Raw genomic sequence first — 10,827 nt, forward strand, 5'->3', positions numbered from 1 at the left:
CCGACCGCGCCGGCCGAACCGACCGGACTCGGCACCCAGATGGTGACCGCCACCGCCGGTGGCGCCGTCGCCGGCGCAGCCTCCGAGCAGGTCACCGCGCAAGGCCGGCTGCAGCGCCTGATCGACATGGTGGCCCGCCAAGAACCCCGGCTGCGCTGGGCCGTCGCCGACCGCCCGGACGGCACCACCGTGCTGGTCACCGACCTGGCCAGCGGCTGGATTCCACCCCAGATCGCCATCCCGGCGGCCATGACGCTGCTCGAACCGGCCGTCCGCCGCGGCGACATCCACGCCCTGCTCGGCGAGGCCACCGTCGTCGCCCACTACAGCCCGGTGCACGCCCTGCCCGACGCCGACGACGCCGAACCCATTCCCACCTCCACCCGGGTCCGGCAAGGACCGGTCATCGAAGAACTCGGCTGGGAACTGGGCCAAGCCACCAAATGGCGCGACGGACTGCCCCGACTGGCCCACACCATCGCCAAAGCCGCCGCAGCCGGCACCGGCGTATTGGACTCCGAGATCGACCTGCTCCGCGAAACCCTCACCGACGTGCGCGAGCTGGTACTTACCGCCTACCCTGACACCATCGACACCATCACGCTCGGGAACTGGCAGCTGCTGGCCGCAATCGACGCCCTGGCCGAAACCGACACCACCGGGGCCCGGTACCACTTCGCCTGGTTCCGGGCTCTAGACCGCGGGCAGTAGCGGCGGGGCCGCGGGGAGAAGGATCGTCATGACCGGTGAAGACATCGCGATGCGCCTCGCCGAGCTGGCCCAGGCATATGGCCTACCGCCGCCACCGCCACTGGTCCCCGACGATCCGACCTCGGGCGACTCGATCATGAGCTGGCTGCTCAATGCAATGATCATGGCCGGAAACATGGGCGACCCCGACGACCTGGCCGAAGCGCTGGCCGGACAGGCGGAGCGAGACGGGCAGCTCGGTGACGCGCTGACCGGGTTCCCGGCCAATGAGGCGGAGTCGGCCGACGGGATGCAGCAGCTCATGGGGATGGCCCAGCAACTCCCGCAGGCGGCCTCCGGGCTGACCCAGGGGCTGGGCAAGGGCGGCGGCAGCGGCATCTTCCAGCAGCTCGGCTCGCTCTTCCAGCAGGGTATGCAGGCCGGCCAGCAGGTGGCCAACGCCGGTAAGGCGGGCGAGATCGCCGAGCCGGCCCTCGATGCCCTCGACACCCTCGGCGGCGCCGGGGGGCTAGGCGGCGCTGGCATCGGCGGGCTCGCCGGCCTGGCCGGCACCGCCCCGTCGTCGTATCTGGGGGCTCCGTCGGCGCCGTCGGCGGCGACGTACGCCTCGGCCGCGGCGGCTCAGCCCCCGCCACCGGCCCCGCCGGAATCGCCCGGCATGGGCCGCGGCGGCATGGGCGGATACCCGATGGTGCCGCCCGGCGCGCACGGCGGCGGCGACCCCAAAGACGCCAAGGCCGACACCAAGCGCGTCGTGCCGCCGGCGGTGAAAAACGGCGCCCCGGTGCAGGGCCGGATCAACACCGCGCCCACGCTGCCGCCGGTCACCAAACGACAAGACGGCAAGCCGGTGCCCACCCGCAACCCACCGAAGCCCGCCTCCAAACCCGACGACGGCGCCGAACAGAACCGGTGAGCCTCACCCGACCGGCACCACGACCAGATCGTGCGGGCGGTTGTTCAACGACTCCGCCCCGTCCTCGGTGACCACGACGATGTCTTCGATGCGGGCCCCCCACCGCCCCGGGAAGTAGACGCCGGGCTCCACCGAGAACGTCATCCCGGCGGTGAGCGGCAGGTCGTTGCCGCCGACGATGTAGGGCTCCTCGTGCACCGACAGCCCGATGCCGTGTCCGGTGCGGTGCACGAAGAACTCCCCCAGTCCGGCGCCGGCCAGCACGCCGCGGGCCGCGGCGTCGACCCGCTCGGCGGTGACGCCCGGGCGAACCAGATCGACCGCCGCCCGCTGTGCCCGCTGTAGCACCGCGTACCGCTGGGCGACCTCGGGCTCGGGCTCTCCCAGGCTGTAGGTCCGGGTGCAGTCCGAGTGATAGCCGGGCTCCCAGGCGCCGCCGATGTCGACCACGACGACATCCCCGCTGCGCAGCTCCCGATCGGAGCACTCGTGGTGCGGGTCGGCGCCGTGCGGACCGGAGCCGACGATGACGAATGACACCTCCGAATGCCCTTCGGCGACAATCGCTTCGGCGATGTCCGCGGCGACGTCGGCCTCGGTACGACCCGGCGCCAGGAACCGCGGCACCAGGGCATGCACCCGGTCGATGGCGGCGCCGGCCTTGCGCAGCGCGTCGATCTCGCCGGCGTCCTTGACCATCCGCAGGGTGCGCAGCACCGCGGTGGCCAGCACCGGTGGCACGCCGAGCGCCGCGGCCAGCGGCAGCAGGTGCAGTGCGGGCATCGCATCGGTGACCGCTGCGACTCCAGCGGCCGCGGGCCGCTCACCGAGCGTCTCGACCACCAACCGGTACGGGTCGTCGCCGTCGACCCAATCCCGCACCGGCAGACCGAGGGCGATTACCGCCGACTCGCCGAGCGCGGCCAGCTCCAGCCGGGGCACCACCACGGTGGGTGCGCCGGCCACCGGCAGCACCAGCGCGGTGATCCGCTCGAAGGTCTGCGCGTGCGAACCGATCAGGTATTGCAGGTCATAACCCGGGGTGATGATCAGGCCGGCCAGACCCGCGTCGGCGGCGGCGTCGGCCGCCGCGGCCAGCCGACGGGCGTAGATCGCGCTGTCGAATCGACGAGAACCCATGCCGGCAAGGCTAACCTGACAGTCGTGCCCGCTCCGCTGCTGCTGCTCGACGGCGCCAGCATGTGGTTTCGCTCCTACTTCGGGGTGCCGGCGTCGATCACCGCCCCGGACGGGCGGCCGGTCAACGCGCTACGCGGCTTCCTGGACACGCTGGCCACCGTGATCGGCCGGCATCGACCCGGCCGGCTGGTGGTCTGCCTGGACCTGGACTGGCGGCCGCAGTGGCGGGTCGGCCGCGTCCCGTCCTACAAGGCGCACCGGGTCGCCGAACCCGAACCGGACCGGGACCCGGCCCACGGACCAGCCGACCAGCCGGACACCGAGGAGGTGCCCGCCGACCTGACGCCGCAGGTGGAGATGATCCTGGAGGTGCTCGCCGGCTTCGGCATCGCCACCGGCGGCGCCCGCGGTTTCGAGGCCGACGACGTGCTGGGCACGCTGGCCGCCGCAGAACGCCGCGATCCGGTGGTGGTGGTCAGCGGCGACCGGGACCTGCTGCAGGTGGTGGCCGATGATCCGGTCCCGGTCCGGGTGCTCTACCTGGGGCGCGGGCTGGCCAAGGCGACGCTGTTCGGCCCGGTCGAGGTGGCCGAGCGCTACCGGGTGCCGGCGCAGCGGGCCGGTGCCGGCTACGCCGAACTGGCGCTGCTGCGCGGCGACCCGTCCGACGGGCTGCCCGGTGTCCCCGGGATCGGCGAGAAGACGGCGGCGGCGCTGCTGGCAGAGCACGGCTCGCTGGCGGGCATCCTGGCCGCCGCGGCCGATCCGGCGTCTCAGATGGGCGCGGGCATCCGACGGAAGCTGGCCGCCGCAGCCGACTACATCGACGCCGCCGGCCCGGTGGTGCGGGTCGCCACCGACGCTCCGGTTGCGCTCTCGACGCCGTCGGACGCGCTGCCCCGGGCCGCCGTCGCGCCCGATCGGATCACCGCGCTGGCGACCGAACTGGGCGTCGGGTCCTCGATCACCCGGCTGGCCAAGGCCCTCGGCGGGGTGCCAGGCTGAGCGGCCGGATCAGTTGGGGCGGCCGACCTCGTAGGTGCCTTTGTCGTCCCGGAAGGTCACCGTCACCTTGCGCTTGGTGCCGTCGATGCTGACCTCGCAGTCGAACGTGTCGTTCTTCTTGACCAGCGGGTCCTGCCCGTCGTTGCACTTGACGTCCTTGACGTTCTTGGCGCCGTAGCCGTTGGTCTCGTCGGAGAGGATCTGCTGCACCCCGTCCTGCGCCTTGTTGATGTCGAGCCGGGTCTTCACCGCGAATGCGGGCCACACAAAAGCCGTGAGCAGCCCCACCGCGGCCAGCGCGACAGCCAAGCCGATGATCAGCCCCTTCCGGGAGCGTCCCGCCGGCTGCACCGGGAACTGGCCGTAGCCGCCGGGCTGGCCGTACGGCTGGGGGGGCTGGCCGTAGCCGCCGGGCTGGCCGTACGGCTGGGGGGGCTGGCCGTACGGCTGCTGACCGTACTGCTCCGGCTGGCGGTAGCCGGGCGCGGCGGGGTACTGCGGGGCCGCCGGGTACCCCGTCGACGGCTGCTGGTACTGGGGATACTGCGCGGGCGGGTACGCCGGCGTCGACGCCCACTGCGTCTCGGCCGCGGCCTGCTGCTCACCCTGGCCGGGCTGAGGCTGCCAGGGCTGCGTCGGGTCGTATCCCTGTGGTCCGCTCATCGTCGTTCGCCAGTCCTCTCAAGTGCCGGGCACCGATCGTCGGGTACACCGTAGCGCCCGACCAGCCTACCCGGCATCAACAGCGACGACCCCTCGCCGGACCGCGTCGATGGCGCGCTTCGCGGTGGCGCGCAGGCCGGCGTCGGGCGCCGCGATGCGCACCTGGTCCAGCAGATCGAGCACCTGCCGGCACCAGCGGACCAAATCCCCCGCCGACATTGCCGACGCGCCGCCGGCGGCGTCGGCGGCGGCCAGCGCCCCGGCCAGGTCGCCGGTGCGGGCCCAACGGTGCACCGCGGCGACGAACCCGTCGTCGGGCTCGCGGGTCGGGGTGATCCGGTGCCGTTGCTCGTCGGCGCGCAGCTCGGCGGAGAGCCGGTGGGTGCGACGCAGCGCCTGACGCAGCGGCGCCGGCTCCACGTCCGGCTGGACGACCGGCCGGTCACCGCCGCGGGACTCGTAGAGCACCGCGGAGACCACCGCGGCCAGCCCGGCCGCGTCCAGCGCGTCCCACGCCCCGCTGCGCAGGGCCTCGGCGACCAGCAGGTCGCTCTCGCTGTAGATCCGGGCCAGCAGCCGGCCGTCCTCGGTCACCGTCGGGTCGCCGTCGCCGTCGGCCGCCCGGATGAACCCGCGCTCGGTCAGCAGCCCGACGATCCGGTCGAAGGTGCGGGCCAGCGAGTTGGTGGCGGCCGCCACCTTCTTGCGGGTCTGGGCGTTGTCGCCGTCGATCCGCAGATAGCGCTCCGCGGCCCGGATCGCGGTCTCCCGCTCCGCGGCGCGATGCGTGGGATGCCGGCGCAGCCGCTCGCGCAGCTCGGCCAGCTCCGGATCCGGTCCCCCGCCGTCGTCTGCGGATGCGCCACGCCGACCGCGCTGGGCCGGGGCGGCCAGCCCGGCCGCCGCCGAGCGCAGCGCCGCGGCCAGATCCCGGCGCACCCGGGGCTGACGATGCTCCACCCGCTTGGGCAGGCTCATCGACCCCAACCGGCTCGCGGTCCCCGGGTAGTCCGCCGCGGAGATCCGTCCGGCCCAGCGATGCTCGGTCAACACCAGCGGGCGCGGTTCGCTGCTGTCCCGGTCGGCCTGCAGCACCACCGCCAGCCCGCCGCGGCGGCCGTGGCTGATCGAGATGATGTCGCCGCGGCGCAGCGCCGCCAACGCGTCGTTGGCCGCCTGCCGGCGCTGCAGCCGCGACGCGCGGGCCTGGGCCCGTTCCCGCTCGGAGATCCGCGCCCGCAACCGGGCGTACTCCAGGATCGGCGCGTCGTGGCCGCCGAGTTCGGCGGCGATCTCGTCGAGCATCCGCTCGCCGCGCTCCACCGCCCGCACCAGCCCGACCACCGACCGATCCGCCTGGTATTGGGCGAACGACTGCTCCAGCAGCCGGTGCGCCTGCTCGGGGCCCATCCGCTGCACCAGGTTGATCGTCATGTTGTACGACGGGCTGAACGAGCTGCGCAGCGGAAAGGTGCGGGTCGACGCCAGACCGGCGACCTGGTCCGGATCGGCGGTGCTCTCGCCGGGATGCCAGAGCACCACCGCATGCCCCTCGACGTCGATGCCGCGGCGGCCGGCGCGCCCGGTCAGCTGGGTGTACTCCCCCGGCGTCAGCGGTGCGTGCTCCTCGCCGTTGAACTTGACCAGCCGCTCCAGCACCACCGTGCGGGCCGGCATGTTGATCCCCAGCGCCAGCGTCTCGGTGGCGAAGACGGCCTTGACCAGGCCCGCGGTGAACAGCTCCTCCACCGTGTGGCGGAACACCGGAAGCAGCCCGGCGTGGTGGGCGGCCAGCCCGCGCAGCAGGCCCTCGCGCCACTCGTAGTAGCCGAGCACCGCCAGGTCCGCGTCGGCCAGATCGCCGCAGCGGTGGTCGATCACCTCGGCGATCCGCGCCCGGTCCGCCTCGCTGGTCAGCCGCAGCGGCGACCGCAGGCACTGGGCGACGGCCGCGTCGCACCCGGCCCGGGAGAAGACGAACGTGATGGCCGGCAGCAGCCCGGCGGCATCCAGGATCGTGATCACGTCCGGGCGCATCGGCGGCCGGTAGCCGTGGGCCCGCCCGTCGCGCCCGGACCCGCCCCGCCCCCCATGCCGGCGGGGGCCGTGCCAGCCGAGCAGCCGGTCCGCCTCCCGCCGGTGGCTGATGTGCTGGTGCAGCTGGGGGTTGACCTGCAGCCGGCCCGCACCGTCGGCACCGGCGCTGTGGTAGTCGAACAGGTCGAACAGCCGCTTGCCGACCAGCATGTGCTGCCAGAGCGGCACCGGCCGGTGCTCGTCGACCACCACGGCGGTGTCGCCGCGCACGGTCTGGATCCAGCCACCGAACTCCTCGGCGTTGCTGACGGTCGCCGACAGGCTGACCAGTCGGACCTCGTCGGGCAGATGCAGGATCACCTCCTCCCACACCGCGCCCCGCATCCGGTCGGCCAGGAAATGCACCTCGTCCATCACCACGTGCGAAAGTCCGTGCAACGCAGACGAGTCCGCGTAGAGCATGTTGCGCAGCACCTCGGTGGTCATCACCACCACCGGCGCGCCGGAGTTCACCGACAGGTCGCCGGTGAGCAGGCCGATCCGGTCCTTGCCGTAGCGCGCCGTCAGGTCGGTGTGCTTCTGGTTGCTCAACGCCTTCAGCGGCGTCGTGTAGAAGCATTTGCCGCCGCCGGCCAGCGCCAGGTGCACGGCGAACTCGCCGACCACGGTCTTGCCGGCCCCGGTGGGCGCGCAGACCAGCACGCCGCGGCCGTCGGCCAGCGCCCGGCAGGCCCGCCGCTGGAAGTCGTCGAGGGCGAACGGCAGTTCGGCGGCGAACCGGGTCAGTTCGGTCGGGTCGCTCACGGGTCCGCGGCCAGACGCGGGCTACGGCGCGTCAATGGGCGCCGCTTGGTCGTCGGGAATCTCGGCGGCGGCACGCTTGGCCGTGCGCTTGGCGTGCAGCCGGGTGATCTGGATGGCGCCCTCCAACAACAGGGTCAACGCCAGGCCGAGCGCGGTCATCGAGAACGGGTCGGAGCCGGGGGTGAACACCGCCGCGAAGGCGAACATCGCGAAGATCAGGCCGCGCCGCCACGATTTCAGCCGCTGGTAGCTCAGCACGCCGGCCAGGTTGAGCATGACGATCAGCAGCGGGAACTCGAAACTGATCCCGAACACCACCAGCAGGTTCACCAGGAAGCCGAAGTACTGGTCGCCGGAGAGCGCCGTCACCTGCACGTCGCTGCCGACGGTCAACAGGAAGTGCAGCGCCTTGGACAGCACCAGGTAGGCCAGCACCGCGCCGACGACGAACAACACCACAGCCGGGATCACGAAGGCGACCGCGAACCGGCGCTCCTTGCGGTACAACCCGGGCGTGATGAACGCCCACAGTTGGTAGAACCACATCGGGCAGGCCAGCACGATGCCGGCGGCCAACGCGATCTTGAGCCGGAGCATGAACTGGTCGAACGGCGCGGTGGCCAGCAGTCGACACTGCCCGTCGCCGCTGATGTCGGCGCGCGCCGACGCCGGCAGCGAACAGTACGGCTCACGCAGCCATTGACCGAGGCTCTCCAGGCCGAACAGCGAGTGTGAGTACCAGACGTAGCCGAAGACCGTGGTCAGCACGATGGCTGCCAGCGAGATCAGCAACCGGGTGCGCAGTTCGGCGATGTGCTCGACCAACGACATGGTGCCGTCCGGGTTGGCGCGGGCGCGCCTCAGCCGCGGGCCCATCCGTCGCAGAATTCCGGTGGTACGCAAATCGGTCAATTGTTCGGTGTGGCGGTTGCCCCCGGTGGGTTTGGGCGCGTGCTACCCGGATTGCCCGTCGGACGGGGGGTCGACCCGCTCGGACTGCACCGCGGTCGGTGGCCCGGCGGACGCATTCGGCGCCTCGGCCTTCGCGTCGTTCTGCAGTTCACGGACCTCGGCCTTGAAGATCCGCAACGACTTGCCGAGCGAACGCGCCGCGTCAGGGAGCTTTTTGGAGCCGAACAGCAGGACCACCACGGTCAGCAGGATCGCCCAGTGCCACGGACTCAGACCACCCACTTGGATACCTCCAGACGTCGACTCGATGCTACCGCAGCGGGTCGCCTCACCGGCCCGGCGTCGCCTGGTACGCCGCCAGTGCGGCCGCGGCCGCGGCGCGGACCTGTGCGGCCAGCGACTCCGGCGCCAGCACCTGCACGTCGGCACCGAGTCCCAGCAGCAGCCGGGTCAGCCACTCATCCGACGCGTAGGTCATGGTCACGTCGCTGGATCCGTCCGGCAACTGGCGCTGCGGCTGCATCGGGTAGTAGTCGAACATCCACGACGCCGCCGGCGCCAGCCGCAGGGTCACCGACGGCAACGACGGGTCGGCGTCGAACAGCGACGTGTCGGTCTGCACGGCCGGCTGCGGCGGCAAGGCCGGCTCGTCGAGCAGCTCGGCCGCGTCGATCCGGTCGAACCGGAACAGCCGGACCCCCTCGGCCACCCGGCACCACGCCTCCAGGTAGCTGTGGCTGCCGATCACCGCCACCCGGATCGGGTCGACGACCCGGTGTGACAGCGCATCACGCGACGCCGCGTAGTAGTCGATCGCCAGCGCCCGGGCCCGCTGCACCGCCTCCCGCACCGCAGCGGCCGGCCCCTCGGCGGTTCCCTCGGCGGGCTTCGCGAAGCCGGCGGCGACGCCGGCCGCGGCTTCGATCTTGGCGATCGCGGTGCGGGCGGCTTCCGGATCGAGCACGCCGGGGACGTCCGCCAGCGCCCGCAGCGCGGTCAGCAGCACGGTCGCCTCCGGCGACGTCAGCCGCAACGGCTTGTCCACCCCGGCCGAGAACACCACCTCGACGGTGTCGTCGGTGAAGTCGAAGTCGATCAGGTCGCCCGGGCCGTAGCCGGGCAGGCCGCACAGCCACAGCTGGGTGAGGTCCGTGTCCAGCTGGGCCGGGGAGACACCCAGCGCGACGGCCGCCTCGGCGCGGGTGATCTTCGGGTTGGCCTGAAAGTAGGGAACCATGTTCAGCAGCCGAACCAGCCGCGCGGAGATCGGTGTCATCGGCAGCTCCCGGCCTGCACCCGGGCCTGCAGCCGCGCCCGGACATCTTCGCGGAGCGACGCCGGTTCCAGCACGACGGCGTCGGCGCCGTATCCGGCGATCTCCTGGGTCAGCCGGTCGGTGCTGCCGATGTCGAGTTCGACGACGTCGCCGTCGCGGTCACCGAGGCGTCGCGACTCCAGCAGCGCACCGGCCCGTCGCAGCGCGGTGGCCCGCCCGGCGGCCAGCCACACCCGGGCGCGCCGCCCGGTCGGCGCGTCGCCGACCGCCGTGTTCACGATCTCCCGCAGGTTGGCATGGGCGGGGCGGGTGACCTCGCCGGCCGGTCCGATCGGCGTGACGTCACCGTCCACCCGCGACAGCCGGAACACCCGGGTGCCGTCCCGGTCGCGGTCGTAGCCGACCAGGTACCAGCGACCGTGCGCGGTGACCACGCCCCACGGCTCCACGGTGCGCACGGCGGCCGGTTCGGTGCGCGACGGCCGGTGCCGGAACTGCACCGCGCGCCCGGCGGCGATGGCGGCCAGCAGCGTCCCGAGCGCGTCCTCCGAACCGCGCAGCCCGGCCGGGCCGGTCGGTGAGATCGCCACCGCCGCGTCGGGATCGACGTCGACGCCGGCGGCCCGCAGCTTCAACACCGCCCCCTGGGTGGCGCCGATCAGCTCCGGTGACTCCCACAGCCGGGCCGCGATCGCCACCGCGGCGGCCTCCGCCCGGGTCAGCGCGATGTCGGGCAGCGCATACGCATCCCGGTTGATCCGGTAGCCCTCGATCGGGTCCAGCCCGGACACCCGGCCGGTCTCCAGCGGGATGCCCAGGTCGCGTAGCTCGTTCTTGTCGCGCTCGAACATCCGGGAGAACGCGTCGGCGCTCGGGCAGTCCTCGTAGCCGTGCACGCTGGACCGGATCCGCTCCGCGGTGAGGTAGCCCCGCGTGGAGAGCAGCGCGATGACCAGGTTGGTCAGCCGTTCGACTTTGGCGATCGCCACACCGAGCAGGATAAGCCAGATCCGTGCGCCACCCGGCCGGTGCCGCGTCATCCTCGCCCCGAAACGCCCGTCCTGGTCGGCTACATGCTGGCGATCAGCCGGCTCACCCGCTCGTCGACCGACCGGAACGGGTCTTTGCACAACACGGTGCGCTGCGCCTGGTCGTTGAGTTTCAGGTGCACCCAGTCCACGGTGAAGTCGCGGCCGGCCGCCTGCGCGGCGCTGATGAACTCGCCGCGCAGTTTGGCCCGGGTGGTCTGCGGCGGGGTGTCGACGGCGGCGTCGATCTCCTCGTCGGTGGTGACCCGCGCGGCCAGGCCCTTGCGCTGCAGCAGGTCGAACACGCCGCGGCCGCGTTTGATGTCGTGGTAGGC

The 10,827-nt window shown here is 72.7% G+C and carries 11 protein-coding genes; 3 read left to right on the top strand and 8 right to left on the bottom strand.

Annotation, left to right across the window (positions count from 1 at the left end; all coding sequences use genetic code 11):
• On the top strand, positions 1–711 hold a 711-nt coding region (locus tag AC2VNT_RS04800), incomplete at its 5' end, for a DUF5631 domain-containing protein (protein ID WP_486945764.1).
• 28 nt (positions 712–739) lie between these two features.
• Positions 740–1,627, top strand: a complete 888-nt coding sequence (locus tag AC2VNT_RS04805; RefSeq protein WP_486945765.1) for a hypothetical protein — start codon at positions 740–742, stop codon at positions 1,625–1,627.
• Between the two features lie 3 nt (positions 1,628–1,630).
• On the opposite strand, the gene AC2VNT_RS04810 is transcribed toward AC2VNT_RS04805, so the two are convergent.
• Positions 1,631–2,767: a M24 family metallopeptidase gene (locus AC2VNT_RS04810; protein ID WP_486945766.1), complete on the bottom strand. Its 1,137-nt coding sequence runs from the start codon at positions 2,765–2,767 to the stop codon at positions 1,631–1,633.
• Positions 2,768–2,791: 24 nt separating this feature from the next.
• Between AC2VNT_RS04810 and AC2VNT_RS04815 the strand changes: the two genes are divergently transcribed.
• On the top strand, positions 2,792–3,772 hold the full coding sequence (locus tag AC2VNT_RS04815) for a 5'-3' exonuclease (protein ID WP_486945767.1): 981 nt from the start codon (positions 2,792–2,794) through the stop codon (positions 3,770–3,772).
• A 9-nt stretch (positions 3,773–3,781) separates the two neighbouring features.
• On the opposite strand, the gene AC2VNT_RS04820 is transcribed toward AC2VNT_RS04815, so the two are convergent.
• From AC2VNT_RS04820 to AC2VNT_RS04850, 7 genes are all read right to left on the bottom strand, one after another.
• Entirely contained in the window at positions 3,782–4,435 is a 654-nt protein-coding gene (locus tag AC2VNT_RS04820; RefSeq protein ID WP_486945768.1) for a DUF4333 domain-containing protein, read from the bottom strand.
• 66 nt (positions 4,436–4,501) lie between these two features.
• A complete protein-coding gene (locus AC2VNT_RS04825; protein ID WP_486945769.1) occupies positions 4,502–7,276 on the bottom strand; it encodes a DEAD/DEAH box helicase in 2,775 nt (924 codons plus the stop codon).
• Positions 7,277–7,297: 21 nt separating this feature from the next.
• A complete protein-coding gene (gene tatC / locus AC2VNT_RS04830) occupies positions 7,298–8,179 on the bottom strand; it encodes a twin-arginine translocase subunit TatC (RefSeq protein WP_486945774.1) in 882 nt (293 codons plus the stop codon).
• A 51-nt stretch (positions 8,180–8,230) separates the two neighbouring features.
• Complete coding sequence (tatA, locus tag AC2VNT_RS04835) at positions 8,231–8,470, bottom strand: Sec-independent protein translocase subunit TatA (RefSeq protein WP_486945770.1); 240 nt, start codon at positions 8,468–8,470, stop codon at positions 8,231–8,233.
• A 46-nt stretch (positions 8,471–8,516) separates the two neighbouring features.
• Entirely contained in the window at positions 8,517–9,464 is a 948-nt protein-coding gene (locus AC2VNT_RS04840) for a helix-turn-helix transcriptional regulator (RefSeq protein ID WP_486945771.1), read from the bottom strand.
• Positions 9,461–10,453, bottom strand: a complete 993-nt coding sequence (locus AC2VNT_RS04845; RefSeq protein ID WP_486945772.1) for a helix-turn-helix transcriptional regulator — start codon at positions 10,451–10,453, stop codon at positions 9,461–9,463. Before AC2VNT_RS04845 ends, AC2VNT_RS04840 begins: the two co-directional genes overlap by 4 nt.
• Positions 10,454–10,533: 80 nt before the next feature.
• Positions 10,534–10,827, bottom strand: a 294-nt coding sequence (locus AC2VNT_RS04850; protein ID WP_486945773.1) for a proteasome accessory factor PafA2 family protein, incomplete at its 5' end; no start/stop codon positions are given.

This window comes from Mycobacterium sp. TH-M15 (assembly GCF_057473705.1).

Excerpts from the sequence above, each read along its gene's own strand:
- AC2VNT_RS04805 (WP_486945765.1), top strand. The coding sequence starts at position 740 with ATGACCGGTGAAGACATCGCGATGCGCCTCGCCGAGCTGGCCCAGGCA.
- AC2VNT_RS04810 (WP_486945766.1), bottom strand. The coding sequence starts at position 2,767 with ATGGGTTCTCGTCGATTCGACAGCGCGATCTACGCCCGTCGGCTGGCC.
- AC2VNT_RS04820 (WP_486945768.1), bottom strand. The coding sequence starts at position 4,435 with ATGAGCGGACCACAGGGATACGACCCGACGCAGCCCTGGCAGCCTCAG.
- AC2VNT_RS04840 (WP_486945771.1), bottom strand. The coding sequence starts at position 9,464 with ATGACACCGATCTCCGCGCGGCTGGTTCGGCTGCTGAACATGGTTCCC.